14 protein-coding genes are annotated in these 16,232 nt (G+C 48.7%); 4 read left to right on the top strand and 10 right to left on the bottom strand.

The window, feature by feature from the left end; all coding sequences use genetic code 11:
* Nucleotides 1-131: 131 nt before the first annotated feature.
* The 7 genes from HOM51_09825 to HOM51_09795 all read right to left on the bottom strand — a co-directional run bounded on the left by HOM51_09825 (nt 132) and on the right by HOM51_09795 (nt 6,126).
* Nucleotides 132-287, bottom strand: coding sequence for a hypothetical protein (locus HOM51_09825; protein ID MBT5034807.1), 156 nt, complete (start codon nt 285-287; stop codon nt 132-134).
* Between the two features lie 33 nt (nt 288-320).
* A complete protein-coding gene (locus tag HOM51_09820) occupies nt 321-1,655 on the bottom strand; it encodes a globin-coupled sensor protein (protein ID MBT5034806.1) in 1,335 nt (444 codons plus the stop codon).
* Between the two features lie 13 nt (nt 1,656-1,668).
* Entirely contained in the window at nt 1,669-2,391 is a 723-nt protein-coding gene (locus HOM51_09815) for a purine-binding chemotaxis protein CheW (protein ID MBT5034805.1), read from the bottom strand.
* Nucleotides 2,388-3,110, bottom strand: a complete 723-nt coding sequence (locus HOM51_09810) for a ParA family protein (protein ID MBT5034804.1) — start codon at nt 3,108-3,110, stop codon at nt 2,388-2,390. The genes HOM51_09815 and HOM51_09810 overlap by 4 nt, the downstream gene beginning before the upstream one ends.
* A gap of 17 nt (nt 3,111-3,127) precedes the next feature.
* Nucleotides 3,128-4,609 (bottom strand): tetratricopeptide repeat protein, encoded by a 1,482-nt coding sequence (locus HOM51_09805; GenBank protein ID MBT5034803.1) that lies wholly within the window; start codon nt 4,607-4,609, stop codon nt 3,128-3,130.
* Nucleotides 4,610-4,611: 2 nt separating this feature from the next.
* Entirely contained in the window at nt 4,612-5,112 is a 501-nt protein-coding gene (locus HOM51_09800; protein MBT5034802.1) for a chemotaxis protein CheW, read from the bottom strand.
* A gap of 168 nt (nt 5,113-5,280) precedes the next feature.
* Nucleotides 5,281-6,126, bottom strand: a complete 846-nt coding sequence (locus HOM51_09795) for a TauD/TfdA family dioxygenase (protein ID MBT5034801.1) — start codon at nt 6,124-6,126, stop codon at nt 5,281-5,283.
* Nucleotides 6,127-6,550: 424 nt separating this feature from the next.
* Between HOM51_09795 and HOM51_09790 the strand changes: the two genes are divergently transcribed.
* Nucleotides 6,551-7,222: a hypothetical protein gene (locus HOM51_09790; GenBank protein ID MBT5034800.1), complete on the top strand. Its 672-nt coding sequence runs from the start codon at nt 6,551-6,553 to the stop codon at nt 7,220-7,222.
* Nucleotides 7,223-7,309: 87 nt separating this feature from the next.
* Here the strand turns inward: HOM51_09790 and HOM51_09785 are convergent, their stop codons facing one another.
* Nucleotides 7,310-9,031, bottom strand: a complete 1,722-nt coding sequence (locus HOM51_09785) for an aldehyde ferredoxin oxidoreductase (protein ID MBT5034799.1) — start codon at nt 9,029-9,031, stop codon at nt 7,310-7,312.
* A 164-nt stretch (nt 9,032-9,195) separates the two neighbouring features.
* Between HOM51_09785 and HOM51_09780 the strand changes: the two genes are divergently transcribed.
* On the top strand, nt 9,196-9,885 hold the full coding sequence (locus HOM51_09780) for a haloacid dehalogenase type II (protein MBT5034798.1): 690 nt from the start codon (nt 9,196-9,198) through the stop codon (nt 9,883-9,885).
* Here HOM51_09780 and HOM51_09775 read toward each other — a convergent pair.
* Entirely contained in the window at nt 9,877-12,594 is a 2,718-nt protein-coding gene (locus tag HOM51_09775; GenBank protein ID MBT5034797.1) for a PAS domain S-box protein, read from the bottom strand. The genes HOM51_09780 and HOM51_09775 overlap by 9 nt on opposite strands.
* A 617-nt stretch (nt 12,595-13,211) precedes the next feature.
* Here HOM51_09775 and HOM51_09770 point away from each other — a divergent pair.
* Nucleotides 13,212-14,984, top strand: coding sequence for a SulP family inorganic anion transporter (locus HOM51_09770; GenBank protein ID MBT5034796.1), 1,773 nt, complete (start codon nt 13,212-13,214; stop codon nt 14,982-14,984).
* 24 nt (nt 14,985-15,008) lie between these two features.
* Here HOM51_09770 and HOM51_09765 read toward each other — a convergent pair whose 3' ends face one another.
* The gene (locus HOM51_09765; GenBank protein ID MBT5034795.1) at nt 15,009-15,587 is read right to left on the bottom strand and encodes an AsmA family protein; all 579 of its coding nucleotides are present in this window, start codon (nt 15,585-15,587) and stop codon (nt 15,009-15,011) included.
* Nucleotides 15,588-15,699: 112 nt separating this feature from the next.
* Between HOM51_09765 and HOM51_09760 the strand changes: the two genes are divergently transcribed.
* Nucleotides 15,700-16,011 carry a hypothetical protein gene (locus HOM51_09760; GenBank protein ID MBT5034794.1) on the top strand — a complete coding sequence of 104 codons (312 nt, stop codon included), beginning with the start codon at nt 15,700-15,702 and terminating at the stop codon, nt 16,009-16,011.
* Nucleotides 16,012-16,232: the final 221 nt, after the last annotated feature.

Below are 16,232 nucleotides of genomic sequence, written 5' to 3'. Positions count from 1 at the left end.
CTTGATTGCCTTGGCTGCACCCGTCTGACGTGTCTGCGATTTCTGTCTCATCTTCGTTCCCTTCGGTCACTACGATGAGCTAAAAATCCTCTCTTATGCAATCCCGCTAATTTGTTCCATAGGCGCTGACGTTAGACAATTGCCACATCTAGGGCTTCTGTTCTTTCATCGTCTGACAGGCCGCCTTCCACGAGCAATAACTGGTCCGAAATCCCTTGTAGGTGCTCGGCCAATTCAGCCCGGAAGGTCGCGACCAGACTTTTCAGTATTTCAGGAGGGAGTGCCATACTATCTTTACTATCTCTTCAAATTGTGTGCGACTAATCTTTATCGCGCAGTTTAATTACTTCAGTCGAAAGACCTCCGACGGCTGCCTTAATCTGAGTTGCCGAGCTTAAGAACTGCTGGGTAACGTCATTGATCTCGTCCATAGCGGTGGCGACCTGATCAACGCCGATGGCCTGCTGACGCACCGACGCTGCTATTTGCTGGCTGGCCAAGGTGGAATTATGAATGACGTCATTTAGACCTTCCATAATGCCGCCCGCATTCTGGATAAGATCTACACCATGATCTACTTGCTTGATACCATCTTCCGTCGCCATGACCGCCTTATCCGTTGCGTTTTGAATTTCATCCAAAATCTTGGTCACTTGCTGAGTTGCCTCCTCGGATTGGTCGGCAAGGTTGCTAACCTCCTCCGCCACAACAGCAAACCCTTTGCCCGATTCGCCTGCTTTTGCGGCTTCGATCGAGGCGTTAATCGCCAGCATCTTGGATTGCTGGGCCAAATTGTTAACCACCGTTGTGATTTCTCCAATCCGTTTATTTTGTTCGCTCAAGGTCACTATGGTTTGGGATATCACTTCGACCTTGTCGCGGATCGAACGGACGGAATCAATGCTTTCAGAAACGCCTTCAATTCCTTCCGCACCTTCCATTTGAGTGCGCTCGGCGGCCTCGCTTAAGGATGTTGCCTTATCCAAAGTCTGTGACGTGGTTTCTTTAATTTCTGCCAGTGATGCGCTCGTTTGGGTGACGGCAGCCGCTTGTTCACTTGCACCGGTCGCCTGCATCGATACAGAGCCAGATATTTCTTCAATGGTCACAGAAATGGAATAAACCAGGGAATGGATATATGTCTCAATCGCGATCTGGGCATCAATCAACAATATGCTGTTTAATGCTTGGATTGCCTTAAGACGTTTTCCGGAGCGGAAGCGAAAGTGTTCATGTATCAATGAAGAAATCAAATTAAAGTAAACCGCATAACTTCCCAAATACCAACGCGGCCCTAAACCTATTCGGCAATGAACGGCACCGATGCGTATGCGACGTTCCATATAGTCATTGTCATAATTCCCACTTACCAAATCGTCGAGGTACACCTTCTGGGAGTCCTTAAGGGCGTCCATGTTGGAACCAGCATCATCTATCAATTTTAGAAGGTCAGGATGTTTTGTGATGTTTTCGTAAAATTGATCGACGATCCAGTTTCTTCGAGCGCGAACCGTAGGTGCAATTTCTTTTAATATTCGTGCATCTTCGTCGGTGAATTGAGCAAAGTCCTTGCGGGCTTCGAATTCGCTCGATTTGAGTCCCATAGCGGCGACAAGTTTGTCGACAGAGGTTTGGTCGTTGCCAGGTGAATTCATCGAATATTCCTTTTCAAGCTGTTTTGTGATTAACGACCAAGTTCGAATCACCAAACAACGCATTCATATTCAGAATGGTAACTTTGCCTTCATGAATTCCTGAAACATAAGCGAGATTTTGTGTGCCATTCGACGGTACCGGCGGCGATAAACCAGACGGTGTAAATTGAGAATTTCCAATGACCTCATCAACAATTATTCCAAACCGTGTCCCGCCATCGCTAACAACGATAATTTTTGGATGTTCCAATTCATCGGACGTCTGTACTTTGAAAAGAAATTTGAGGTCCATAACGCTGAGCAATGCGCCACGAAGATTAATAATGCCGGCAATGAAACCGGGTGTCCCCGGAACGGGGGTCACTTCTGTCATCAACAATACTTCATCCGCGTGCGAATAAGGAATTCCGTAAAGTTCCTTTGCCCCAAGCCGGAAGCAAATAAATTCCTCACGGTCTAATTCTTTGAGGGCTTCGTTGCTTCTGTGGCCAATGACGGCGGCGCGTTCTTCAAGAATTTTTAGATCGCTAGCCCCTGTGGGCATTAGCGAATAAGCATCGACCGAATTTGTGGCCGAGATGTTTGCGGTAGGCGCTACGGCAGCTTCTACCTTGGTTTTCAGGGCTTGTTCCGGAGCGCGCTGTGAGTCTGTCGGGAGCGGTTTTTTCGGCTCTGCCGCTGCCATCGCTGCCTGAATAGACTTGGTGCGTGCCCGCAGGCCAGGTTTCTTCGTCATTCCTGCTGCTCCAGTATTTCAGTGACACGGTTCGTCAGAACCGAAATTTCTTTGCGCGCCAAGCTATTTGGTGCATAGGCTCCAACCCATTCACCGGAATTAAAAGCGTCCACGAATGCAGTCCGCGCTCTTAATTCAGGGGCTGTTTCTTCGCCCAGGTCTCTCAGGGCAAAGCGTAATTCGCGTCCGCTTGTGGTGCGGCGATCAACCCGATTTGGTACAAGCACGATTTTTGGTTTCTCGCCACCGTTTGCTTTCCTGAAGTCTCTGATTAAGCCAATTGTCTCCGCCGCAGCAATGAGGTCTAGCCCTGAAGGTGTTGCCGGTAAAACTGTAACGTCAGACACACCGATTACGCCTCCTAGCGCGGCATCGATATGGGGTGGGCTATCCAAAACAATATAGTCGGCATCCATTCCGCGAACTGTCGCTGACCATGCGCCCACCTCGTTCTCATTTTCAAGCGCCATATGTTGGACTGGCATAGGGAGGTTGCCTGGTTCTGCCCAGTAGGTTGCGCTGCCCTGTATATCGCAATCGATAAAAATTACCTTGAAGCCACGCGACGAAAGTTCGGCAGCCAAATGGATCGCGACTGTCGTTTTCCCCGACCCTCCTTTGCGCCCGCACACCCCAATAACTTTCATAACTTCCCAATCATTTTCATTCGGCTTCTTATTCCCCGTAAATCGGGGTCGAGCCACGAAACTATTAGACAAGATTTTGCGAACAAATCCTACCCAATTTTATTTATACCGGACAGCATTTCGATTTCCCCGCGAAGCACATCCGCTAAAGTTTCCGATGCATGTTGCGATGACTCGGTGGAGACAATATCCAGCGCATTTTTCAGCGATTTAACAGCAGCAGTCCGTTTGCCATTCCGCAATTGCAAGAGCCCTAGCTGGTAATGCGCATCCATAAACTGACGGTTCAGGTATAGTGCTCGCTTAAATTGCTTTTCGGCTTGCTGGGTATCTCCTAACTCCATCAAAATTAAGCCATTTATGAATACCGCCCTGTCATTCATAGGGTCTAATAAAAGACTTTCCTCCGATGCGGTAATTGCTTCTTCTGTTTTACCAAGGTTAGCTAGGGCCTCCGCCAGTAGGCACAAATTTTCAGGTGTCTCACCCTCTTGCCGTATTGCAGCCCCGACCTCATTTCGAACCTCTGCCCACGCACCCGATTTGGCAAGAGTTGCGAGATCCTCAACCGATTTGACTTCTGCTTTAATTTTAGGCTTGGTGACACGTTTTCGAGAAATCTTTTTAAACGGTCTTGTCGGCCGCCTGTTATCTTCTGCACGTCGGCCCTGGCTAGGTCTTCTATATTTCGGCGTGCGTGCGGCCTTCGGCGGGATAAATTCTTCAGTTGGTTTTCGGAAATAATTTATGGAATTTTCAAATATAAATTCCATGCTTTCTTGGGACGTCTCTGCCAAATCGGATGCGCCAACGATAAGATGTCCGCCCGGGCTTAAGCACTGCGAAAACCTTTGCATGATTTGACTGGATGTGTCCGCGTCGAAATAAATAAACACGTTCCTGCACAGGATCAGGTCCAGATGGGAAGTCCCATTCATAATGGATGGAAAATTAGGACTTAATAAATTCAGATACTCGAATTCAACCATTCGAGTGATTTCCGGAGATATTTTGGAATAGCCGCCGACAGATTTAAAATACTTACTCTTCATCTTGTCTGACGTGGTCCGAAACGACCAGGACGTGTACTGTCCCTTTATTGCCTGTTGCAAGGCATCGACATTTATATCCGATGCGAGTAAATGAATTGTCCAGTCGCGAAATTCTGGAAGTTCTTCTTTTAATAGGATCGCCACCGTATAGGGTTCTTGACCAAAGGAACATCCAGCACACCAAATGCGGATATGTTTATCACTTGCCCGCCTTTTTTTCTCGAGCATACGCGGAAGCCAGGTCTTTCGAATAAATTCAATTTGATCGGCGTCACGGAAGAAATAGCTTTCCTCGACCGTGATGCAGGAAACGAAGTCCGTGCGCTCAGCATCGTCTGGCTTCGCGGCAAACAGCGAATTTGTGTAATCCTCACTGGTCTCATGGCCGAATTTTTTTCGACTAATTTGAAAGGCATCATTAAGCCGCTTGCGCTGGCTACCTTTAAGGATAATCCCATATTCACTTTGGGCAAACGTAAGCAGTTCGCTCTCGCAATCTGGCGAAAGTATTTGGCTCATTATTAGGGGCCCTTGATTTGATATCCTGCCGACGCAGGGCTACTCAATTTATCTTCCAACGCGCTGAGGTCGACGTCGAGCATGCGGTCTAAATCCAACAGAAATGATTGGCCGTTTGCTGTTTTAACGACGCCTTTGCATGGTGGGGCCCCGTCTTCAAAAATTTCACCAAGCTGAAGCGCATCCGGTGCCGTCGCGGCGACACCATAGATACTTGAGGCAATAAGACCGACCGAATTTCCCTTATGCGAACAGACGATGATAGGCGTTTCCAGGGTGTAGGGCGCGATATTTTCCAGTTCCAAGCGAATTGCGATATCAATCACCGGAATGCTGACCCCCTCATAGGTCATAATTCCAACGAGACAATTAGGGCCTAGGGGAACCCTATTAAAGGCAACCAGTGATAGCACTTTGTCGATATGGGACAGGTCGGCGGATAACAACATGTCGACCACACGAAAATTGAGTAAATTCAGGTAATTGTTTGCTTGTGTTTCCAAAGGTTAATTTCTCCACCCAACTCTCTTTTACGACTAAGTTGGGACTGTCGCAGAATATTCAACAAATTCTTTAAGTCATAATGGATGATATGCTAAATCATATTCCCACGTGTAGGCTGACGGGTCAATTTGGCGCTTCCAGTCGTGTATATCGCTCTTTGTGGAAGGCTAAGCTTGCGGCCGATCACCTGCTGCCGTGGTCCGGTGCATCAGCCGCGGTTCGGATTCATCATAATCATAAAATGCGTAGTGCATGGTGCAACGGTTATCCCACAGCAACGTATCGCCGGCCCGCCAGCTGTGGCGATAGATGTTATCGGCTTGGGTTGCTTGTTCCTCGATGGCCTCCAATAAAGGCGCGCTTTCTTCCACAGACATGCCAGTAAAATTGGTTGTGAAAAAACGATTGGTATAAAGTGCGCGGCGGCCGGTTTCCGGGTGACGCCGCACGACAGGGTGGGTCTCAGCAGGGGGCACGGTCATGTCTTGGTTGCCGTCTGTATCTGCAGCCGTATTGCGCCGGCGAATGGCTTCACCTGAATGTGACGCGGTCAGAGCATCGAATTTCTCTTTTAAGTCCGGAGCTAACTCATCCCAAGCCCGATACATGTTACAAAACATCGTATCGCCCTTGCCTTCAGGCACCGTCAGCGCTTGTAGAAACGCCAGCGCAGGCGGCTCCGCCGCACACGAAATATCTGAATGCCAAAAGTCATTCCGTGCGCCCCGCAATTCCGGCTTGTTCTCAAGCGCCAACAAATTATCAAACTCAGGATGGCCTTTCCGCGCCTTCAAAGGATGCCCCTCCACCGCGCCAAAGCGTTCGGTGAATTTAATTTGGGCAGTAGGCGGGATGTCTTGTCCGCGAAACAGCAGAACAAGATTGTCGAGGAGGGCCTGATGGATAATCTCAAAGGCGTCGTCGGTGAGATTTTGGGCCAAATCAACCCCAGAAATTTCCGCGCCGATGAAGGGCGTGAGGGGGGTGACGGTGATGTCTGTCGCCGAATTCATTTTTTTTGTTCCGTGGCAGTCTCTAATTGTGTTCATTCTTTGATTGAATAGCAGAGAAATCTTGCCCGTGGATGAAGGGTTTGTAAAGCTATCGACTGAGGGTGAGGGGAGAGTTTTTCTTAGCATCCGTCCCTTCGCCATATTTTTGATTGGCGGGGACACCCAAAATCCCGGACGCGGTTTCTCTGGATGAGGGTTGACTGATTAATAAAATTATCTTTTATCTATTGTGTAAAAATACAATAATCAATTAAGAATATTAAATCGTTTAGTTTAAATTTTCATACCTATTAGAAGGTTTGTATTAATGCGCGCTAAATCCCCGTTATTATTGATTATCTGTTTCTTGGCCCTCGCCGCGTGTCAAACGACGGACTCGAGGATTGGTAAGGGGCCAATTACTTTGTCGTCGAGTGCGACGAGTATGTTTGAAAACTACAAGCTAAAAGAATCTCCGAATTACTTTGTTGTTGCAAATGATGGCTTGAACGCGGCCTACAGTTCCTGCCCTCCAATGGGGGTTGATTGTGTTATTGAAGGGCCGGAAAATGTTCTGTTTGGTTGCAGTGAAAGAGCTAAGACTCGTGGAACAGAATGCTCGGTATTTGCTGTAGAGCGAAAAATTGTCTGGAAAGGTCCGGTGTCCTATCGCCTACTAGCAGGGGACTATACGGCGATCATAATAGTATCTGATTTTGGGAACGATAGTAACATTTATACGGGCCGTGGGACGGTGTCATGGGACAAAAATATAATTGAACTCAAGTTCAGAAATTGCGTTGGCGAAGCTAATTTAAGTACGGGAAATTGGTCGGTAATAGGATGCGCTAAAAATCTTTCGGCAGAAGGAACCCTTCGCGCTGGTAAGGGAAAATTCAGCTACTATGGGTATGGAAAGGACCGAAATGGCAATAATGCCGAAATAAAACTTATAAAAACGTCAGCCCAACCCAAAATGTCTTCTGCTGGAATGCCTGCAAGTATGAAGCAGAGAAGTATGACGGACAAAGATATCTGCAATGGCGTAAAATATGGTCACCCCGATTCTATTGCAGAAGCTAAACGCAGGGGATTTGCATACAATAAATGTAAATAAGGCTTCATCCTGAGGGGAGCCTAAGGGCCGTCTCATGGAGGATCATTCCAAGCCCCCACCAACAAGGTGAGAGCTTGGATAATTAGCCTAAGCTGAGTTTTCAGCGATCCATTTGGATTTGTAGTCGTTGAGTTCTTTGGTGTGGTGCCGGGCTTTCTTGTCTGTTGGCGCGATGCTTTCTTCATAGAAGAACGCCGGCAATTCGTCGTCGGCATCGGTGAAGCCAGCGGCCTTGTTGAATTCGGCTTCCAGAATTAAGGCCTGGCGTGCCGTCTCATTGATGAACGATGGGTCAAGATTCGACCCATAGGCATCGTTGATCGTGTTGGTCAGAAATTCGTGATGAGTGTCAGTGACAGACCGTCCAAACAGGCACATGCCGAGGCAGTCGGCGGCAGCTGAATCTACTTGAATACCGAAACTGGCTGTCGCAATTTCTTCGGTGGTTTTGTCCTTGCAGTCAAAGGCTGCCAAGTTGCCGGTCGTGTGGTCCGCACCCATGGCGGTGATCATCATGCTGACGCCGGTAACTTCGATGGAGCGAGGATCGTAGGCGCTGATCGCTTGTTTCTTAATCACAGGGATGTGTTTGAAACCATGATGTTCGCCGACCCGCGCAGTCCCTTGGGATAGAAACTTTCCACGCTCCGTGCCTTCGCCAATTTCTTTCATGGCTTCCATCATGAAGTCCACATCGCCAAATTCTGCTTGGCCTTCACGCATCAGCATTCCCAACAGGGCGCCGATTTCGATGGTGTCGATGCCCAAATCATTGGCGACGGCATTGACCTTGGCCAAGTCGTCTGGATTTTCAAGGCCGCAGTTGGTGCCCATCAGGCCAAGGGTTTCGTATTCGACCGGAGAGACAACTTCTTCGCCGTCCTTGTCGACATAAACATTACTGCAACGAATTTGACAACCGGGCATACAGGCATGGCTGGGGTCGCCGCCGCGTTCCATGTTCTGTTCGCGGATGTAGTCACCACCAAGCTTGAAACGTTCTTTATCTCTGTCGACGACTTGGCCGGAGCTAAAGCCACGTACAGGAATGCCGCCCATATGGTTCATGACGTCACCCATCATGGCCGTGCCCAATTTTTTCAAGTTCTGCACGGCGGGTTGCTCGTCCAACTTTTGGCCGTATTCACGCACCGACATGATGACTTTCTTGCGTTCTTTGAAGGTCGGCAGCTTGTTCTTTTCACAGATGATGGCCTTGACCTTCTTGCTGCCCATGACGGCGCCAACGCCACCGCGCGCGGCAATGCGTTCCGGGCGATTTTCGGGGTCAGAGAAGGCAATGCCGGACATCAAGCCCAGGTATTCCCCGACCGGACTGCAGAGCGCCAAGCTAACTTTGTCGCCATATTTTTCGTGCAGCATTTCTGCGGTTTCAAAATTCCCTTTACCCATGAAGCCTTCGGCCGATTCAAACCGGATCTCGCCCTCTTTCGGGATGTAGATAATCGTCCAGTCCTTGCAGGCTCCGTTCAGGGTGAAGCCGGCGATTTCCAATTGGCCCATGGCAAAGCCGAAGGTGCCGCCGGAATTGGCTTCCTTGATGCCGCCGGTGAGCGGACTTTTGCAGCCGACGCTGAGGCGATTGGCGTTGGAAAAGTTTGTGCCTGCGAAAGGCCCGACCGAGAATATCAGTGGATTTTCGGGCGATAGCGGATCAACTGTCGCAGCACCTGCTGCCAGCAGGGTCTTGGCAATGTGATACCGTCCAGCTTTAGCAATGGTCTCGCCGTCCAAAGTTTCTGTTTCGATGGACTGTGTCTCTAGGTCAATGTTCAGATATTTACGCATGGCACCTTTTCCGTACTTTTAGAACTGTCAAAAAATTGGGGTCAGAAGCCTGTTCTCATAAACTAAAAGGCTTAAGAGTGAAAGCTTCATATAGGCGTTCTTGACAGCTGATAAAAGGTTGTCTTTGGTATTAGCTAGGTTTCCTTTAAAGGAGCGGCATTCCAATGAACCAAAACAAGATCAATCGAGATAGCATCGGCGCCTGCGTTTTTGATGCGTATGGCACCTTGTTTAATGTTCATGCGGCGGCGGCCAAGCTGAAGGGGGAATTAGACGGCAAGGCGGATCAACTGTCGCAAATCTGGCGTACCAAGCAGCTGGAATACACTTGGTTGCGTAGCTTGATGGGAAATTACGCGCCGTTCTGGCAGATCACCGGGGAGGCGCTGGACTATGCATTAGGCGTCGTGAAGATTGACAATCCGGCTCTGCGGCAAAAGCTGATGGATGTTTACATGCAGTTGGATGCATATCCAGAGGCCGCGGACGTGCTTGGAAAATTGAAAGCAGCCGGCATAAAGACCGCGATTTTATCCAACGGGTCGCCGGAAATGCTGGCCTCTGCGGTGAATAATGCGGGGCTATCTGACAGCTTGGACGCCGTATTATCAGTCGACGGTCTGCAAATATTTAAGCCTCATCCGAGCGTCTATCAGTTATCTGTCGATGAATTGGGTGTGGAAGCCGGGAATATCTGCTTCATGTCCTCCAATGCCTGGGACATAGCCGGTGGTTCGCATTTTGGCTACCAGGCCGTTTGGGTCAATCGCTTTGGTGCGGAACCAGAGCGCCTACCGGATGGGCCAGTCGCGGTGATCGAGTCCTTGGATGGGCTTTTGGAAATCTTAATCTAACGCCAATTGGATCGAATCAAGTAGAGTCGATACGTCAACAGGTTTTGTTAAATAGGCATGGAAGCCTGCTGCCTCTCCCATCTTAATATCCCGCGCCGTTGCGTTGGCGGTTAGCGCGATTACAGGAATTTCCCGCGTTTCTTTCATTTCCCGCAGCCGTTCGAGCGCCTTTATCCCATTCATTCCGGGCAAGTTGATATCCATGATAACGATGTCTGGTTTCTTAGCTTTGGCAAGGTCTATACCTAATTCAGCGGTGTGGGCTGTGATCATCTTTAGACCTTTGGTCCGTGCGATGATCATTTCCATTAACGTTAAATTCGCAGGGTTGTCTTCGATGTAAAGGACTTGGCCGACGGCTTCATCGAAAGCGGGGCTTAGCTCTGCAGAGGTATCGTCTGCTTCTTGGCTTGCGACATCGCTAGAAAGCGGAATTTCAATCCAGAACGTACTTCCTTCGCCGACATCGCTAACAAAGCCGATATTACCGCCCATTTCGTTGACCAAACGCTTGGTAACAACAAGCCCAATTCCCGTGCCTTCGATCTCAGTCATTTCTTGACCAAGGCGGCTGAAGGGCTGGAATAATTCCTGGTGTTGTTCTTGAGGGATCCCCATGCCGGTATCTGTCACATTGATCCGAAGCATTTCGGCCCCGGCCTCAGAACATGTCAAAGTTACCTCGCCACCGTCTCTATTGTACTTAATACCATTGGAAAGAAGATTTAGTAGGACTTGCTTCAACCGTGTGCTATCCCCCCGAATGGCTTTATTTCCGAGCGGCATGCACCGGTTATTGAGCTGAATGCCAGTTTCGTCGGCATTGGTCTCAAGCAAGGAGAAACATTCTTCAACCAGGGTAGCGACTTCTAAACTTTCTATGGACAGTTCCACTGTACCGGATTCAATCTTCGCCAGATCAAGAACATCATTGATCAATGTCAAAAGATGATGGCCGCCTTTCTCAATATGCTCGACGGCGCTGACCTGTCCTTCGGACAGCGTTTCATTGGGGTTTGTCTTCAGCAGCTGGCTAAATCCTAAAACCGCGTTCAATGGCGTGCGCAATTCATGGCTCATGGAAGACAAGAATTCTGATTTCGCGCGGTTGGCTTCCTCTGCGATTTGTTTTGCAAATTTTAAGTCGTCTTCGGCCTGTTTGCGGTCGGTAATGTCGCGAACAAGGCCGGTGAAGAGATTTTGACCTTCCTGCTTTAATTCACTCACAGCTAAAAACATTGGGAAGGTTGATCCGTCTTTTTTTAAACCAACCACTTCGCGGCTTATTCCAATGATTTTTCTCTCGCCGCTTTTCTTGTAATTTTTTAGATACTGATCATGATTTTCTTGGTGCGGATTCGGCATTAAAATTTTAATGTTCTTGCCGATGACTTCGTCCGCTTCGTAGCCAAAAATAGATTCTGCGGCCTTATTAAACGAATCAATATGGCCCCGTTCTGTAATTGTAATAATTCCATCAACCACTGTATCCAGGATACCCTGTAACCGGTCCTGTTGTTCCCTCAATGCCACTTCGATCTGTTCGCGCTCGACGATTTGTTGATTAAGGTTTTCTGTTCTCTCCTGAACGCGGGTTTCTAGTTTGTCATGGGCGTTTTGTAGCGCATCCCTGGCTTTTTGGCGTTCTGAAATATCCGTATTGATCGTACCGATGCCCGATATTTCGCCCCCTGCATCCCTGACAGGGAATTTTTGCAAAATTGTAGTGCGAGCCGTTCCGTCCTGTAACGGGGTCTGCATTTCCTGTTCAATCATTTTCCCGGTAGTAAGGACTTCACTATCCGTAGCCCGAACCCGGGTCGCATATTCGGTCGGAAATAATTCTTCGACCGTTTTTCCAAGCACATCTTCATCATTCGGAGCAAACCATTCACGCCAAATTTTATTAACGACTAAGAACCGTCCTTCGGTATCTTTTAGATTTACGGCTGACGGAACTGTATCCATAAAAGCGCGGAACTGATTTTCGCTAGCTGTTACTTTTTCCAAGGCGGCTTGATAATCGGTCACATCTGTCCGAATAATGGCAATACCGCCGTTCGGCGTTTTTGTTTCTCGGCTTTGGATGATCCGGCCGTCGGGGCGATACTCAATATGAGGCTTGCCGGGGTTGAGGTGGCGTTTCAAGCGTTCTTCAATCGAAAATTTTTTATGTTTTAGATACTTGTCCCGCAATCCGGATTCTTCCCGAATGCGCGCTTGTTCCTCAAATGTCATATTCAATTTAAGGATATTTTTAAGTTCTTCTCGGCCTTTGACAAAGTTTTCGTTAAATAGGGCAAGCCGGTCGTCTGCGTCGTAGTAGGCGATCCCATCGGGGATACTTTCAATTGTATCTTGAAGGATGTTTTCTGATCTCTTTCGGTCGGAAATATCCTGTGTGATGACTAACCTTGCGCGTTGTCCTTCAAATGTGATCATCGTGCCGATTGTTTCGACATCGACCAAACTGCCATCCAACCGTTGGTATTTAAACTCGGTGGGCGGTGCTGGCACACCTGTTGATTCGACATGTTCAATGCGTTTTAGCGCGTGATCTCGTTGTTCAGGGGCAACGACATCCATGCTTGGTTTGCCGATAAGTTCTTCAGCCGACCCGGCACCCATCAATCGTACCGCTGCAGGATTTACAAAGATAAGTTTTCTATCGGCATGAACCATGATTGAGACCGGTGAAAAATTGGCCAATGTGCGGAAAAAGGTTTCGTTCGCCGCAAAACCAGTCCAGTCCGATCTGGAAGGTCATAATCCGATACCACGAGACTGTATGAATTTGTGTGAAACTTTTTCAATCCAGCTTCAGCCGAAAGCGCGAAATCGACGGAATATCCGTCCTCCTGCATGCGTTCTTTAAACAACAAACACAGATGCTCATCGTCTTCGATATATAATAACCGCAAATTTTGATCCCGAGTCATGGGAGAAAATAACCCCCTTGGACCCTTCCGCCCCCAGAAAGGAATTAGTTATTGATTATGTAAATTACGTAAGGCTGACGTTTAAAATTACAAGCCGTATTTTAATAGATAAAGGGACTAGAGTAAATATTGTATCGGAAGGCTCTTGACGGGCCATCTGTTCGCTCCATCTTGATTTATAGGGCCGATAGGGCTATACGACTTTGTGTTACTATAAGAAACGGCACCATTAGGCTTGTGCCAGCTTTGGTTTGTAGAGAACCTCAACAATATTTGATGTAATTTTTACGGCGTAATTACAATTTCTGTAATTGCTCTCTTGCTCGTTCCGGCGTTTGGCGTCGTTTCGGGCACGGTGCCTATGGCCGAACTTGTGAAACGATTAAAATGTCTAAATCGGATTCAATATCACCCTATTTTAAGCCGCCGACGGTAAAGACCGCATTCCCGTTTATTAACTGGATCGTGCAGGTTAACCGTCAGACGCTGGTCGCTGATTTATTGGCGGCCTTAACAGGGGCGGTTGTGGTTCTGCCCCAAGGCGTCGCCTTTGCAATGATTGCGGGATTGCCACCCCAATACGGGTTATACACGGCGATAATTGTGCCGATCGTTGCAGCCCTTTTCGGGTCTTCTTTGCACCTTGTTTCAGGTCCAACGACGGCCATCTCCATCGTTGTTTTTGGCGTCGTATCGACTTTGGCGCAACCGGGATCGACCGAGTTCATCACTCTGGCGTTTGCCCTGACGCTTATGGCCGGGGTTTATCAGCTTATCTTTGGCATCGTTAAGTTAGGCCAACTGGCGAATTTTGTATCCCATGCCGTGGTTATTGGGTTCACCGCAGGGGCGGCAATTTTGATTGCAGCAAGCCAACTTAAAAATGTCATGGGAATTGATATTCCTCAGACGACTTCTTTCATATCCGGCGTGCTCGAACTTTTTAGTCATGTGCTTTCCACCAACGTTTACGCATTGATAATTGCCGTTCCGACGCTGTTTACCGCGATCATCGTGCACAAGTTCTACCCGCGCCTGCCGCATCTGCTTATCGCGATCGTCGTCGGCAGCGTTATTGGAATTTTGTTGGACGCACCCAGCCATGGTGTTGCGATGGTGGGCGAATTGCCGGACGATTTGCCGCCCTTTGCAGTCCCGGAGATTTCGTTGGCGACGATTAGGGATTTGGCACCAGGTGCCTTAGCGGTTGCAGTCTTGGGGCTTATTGAGGCGGTTTCCATTGCGAGGTCGATTGCCAGTCAGTCGCATCAGCGGATCGACGCCAATCAGGAATTTGTCGGTCAGGGATTATCCAACATCGTCGGCAGCTTTTTTTCCTGTTATGCGGGGTCGGGTTCTTTTACCCGTTCCGGAATTAACTATAGCGCTGGGGCTAAGACCCCCGTTGCCGCCATCCTCGCCGCGGTGTTTCTTGCACTCATGCTGGTGTTCGTGGCCCCGCTTGCGGCATATCTGCCGATCCCGGCAATGGGGGCGGTTATTTTTCTGGTCGCTTATAGCCTGATCGATTTCCGGAATATAAAAATCATTTTGGGGGTCAGCCGCTCTGATGGCGCTGTATTGGTCGTGACATTTTGTGCGACTCTGCTGCTGGATTTGGAATTCGCGATATTCGCCGGTGTTCTGCTATCGCTGGTAATTTATTTAAATCATACGGCCCATCCGCGGGTTTCCAGCATCATACCCAATCCAGATGCCTCACCGCGACGTTTTGAATCAGTGGCAACCCATTCAAACCGACGTTGCCCCCAACTGGACGTGCTTGATGTCAGCGGATCGATCTTTTTCGGATCGAGCGACGCCATATTCCAACGCATTCAGGTGATCTATAAGCGGAAGCCATCCTATCGCCATATTTTGATTGTCGCTGATAGTGTCAGCCTGATTGATGTTTCCGGTGCTGAGATGTTGGTCGAAGTCGCAGAGGTCCTGCGCGAAAGAGGTGGAGGGCTCTACATCTCAGGATTAGGGCTTGAAGACCGTGCTTTTTTAAAACGCGGCGGATATTTGCAAGAAATTGGTCGGAAAAATGTCTTCTACAACAAAAAGCGCGCCCTGCCGGCGATTATTGACCGCCTCAATCTGGAGCAATGCGCAATTTGCCAACGCAGGATATTTCTGGAGTGTCCTGAGTTTTAACAGGCGTCATTGGCTAAATTTGACCTATGTAACTGCAGTTGCTAGTTGCATCGCCCCCCCTTTCACCGCATCCAACCCGAGCGCATAATCTTGGCCTGCCTGTGCGTCCTTGTATGTAATCTTCACGTCTTTGATGCTGACATTGTTGACGACTGGCAGGGCGGCTGGACCGCCCTTGGCTGCTGGAGCGGCAGCTTTCTTCGGTGCTGCGCCCAGTTCCCAATTGGCTTTGCCGGATTTATCTTTTTCCGCAAGAAGATCAACGCCTTCCAAAATGATCTGGTTCACCTTGATATTGCCCGATAGCAAGGGCATCAGCGAAATCTCTGCCGCGAACTTCTTGACCGTCACCATCTGTGGGCGCGATCCCCACGATGCGTTGGCGAAGGATACGCCTTCAACTGCAAGCCGGGGGGTCAGAGAAATCTCAAGATTAAGATCGCCCTCAATCTTCAAATCGCGACCCGTCGCTGCCTTGGCTTGCTCTGCCACCAATCCCTTGTACTGATTGAAGTCCATGGTTGAGAGATAAATTCCCCCACCGACGAGGACTAAAACAATCAGCCCAACCAAAATGCCAGAAATTTTGAGCAGTTTTTTCATAATGGGCTATCCCTCTAATGAGTAGTTTCAGTATTTAAATAAGTCGAGCGGCACCGCAGAATTGGGGTCGTCAAAACTCTATCTATATTGTGGTGGAGAGGGAGAGGCTGTTGTGCGCTCCATGGTCTCTGAGGCTAAAGACGGCAACATGACCGCTGCTAAGGCGATCCTCGACCGTCTAGTGCCGCCCAGGAAGTCGAGTCCTACGCCAATAGAAATTCCTGAAATAGCGGAGGTCTCCGACCTTGAGACCGCACTTTTTAAAGTGGCAAACGACATGGCCACGGGCGAGATCACACCTGAGGAAGCGAGCGCCATCACAGGGGTTTTCGCAAACCACGTTCGACTTCATGAAACACTAAAGATTGAAGATAGATTGGCGCAACTTGAGGAGAAAATGAATGGCAACGACCGCCCAAATTAGCCGCCTTGAAAACGTAGAAAAATCGGCCCCAAAACGTGATCCATATGATCTGTCTGTGTTATCGGACTTCCAACTTAAGGTTCTGAAGCGGTTTATCAGGAAGGAATCCACTGATGATGACATCCACATAATGAAAACCGAAATTGGGCCCATATTCGAATTTCAGAAACGGGAGAGGTCATCATGAGTAGGGATGCTGTGATCTTTGGCCTTGATGGCGT

The organism is Rhodospirillaceae bacterium (assembly GCA_018660465.1).
Classification (GTDB): domain Bacteria; phylum Pseudomonadota; class Alphaproteobacteria; order Rhodospirillales; family JABJKH01; genus JABJKH01.
This window is presented reverse-complemented; position numbering and strand designations above follow the sequence as displayed.

Bases quoted from the DNA above. Each gene is read 5' to 3' on its own strand.
- HOM51_09790 (MBT5034800.1), top strand. From the start codon at position 6,551: ATGTTTGAAAACTACAAGCTAAAAGAATCTCCGAATTACTTTGTTGTT.
- HOM51_09770 (MBT5034796.1), top strand. From the start codon at position 13,212: ATGTCTAAATCGGATTCAATATCACCCTATTTTAAGCCGCCGACGGTA.
- HOM51_09785 (MBT5034799.1), bottom strand. From the start codon at position 9,031: ATGCGTAAATATCTGAACATTGACCTAGAGACACAGTCCATCGAAACA.
- HOM51_09780 (MBT5034798.1), top strand. From the start codon at position 9,196: ATGAACCAAAACAAGATCAATCGAGATAGCATCGGCGCCTGCGTTTTT.
- HOM51_09805 (MBT5034803.1), bottom strand. From the start codon at position 4,609: ATGAGCCAAATACTTTCGCCAGATTGCGAGAGCGAACTGCTTACGTTT.
- HOM51_09765 (MBT5034795.1), bottom strand. From the start codon at position 15,587: ATGAAAAAACTGCTCAAAATTTCTGGCATTTTGGTTGGGCTGATTGTT.
- HOM51_09825 (MBT5034807.1), bottom strand. From the start codon at position 287: ATGGCACTCCCTCCTGAAATACTGAAAAGTCTGGTCGCGACCTTCCGG.
- HOM51_09815 (MBT5034805.1), bottom strand. From the start codon at position 2,391: ATGACGAAGAAACCTGGCCTGCGGGCACGCACCAAGTCTATTCAGGCA.
- HOM51_09795 (MBT5034801.1), bottom strand. From the start codon at position 6,126: ATGAATTCGGCGACAGACATCACCGTCACCCCCCTCACGCCCTTCATC.
- HOM51_09820 (MBT5034806.1), bottom strand. From the start codon at position 1,655: ATGAATTCACCTGGCAACGACCAAACCTCTGTCGACAAACTTGTCGCC.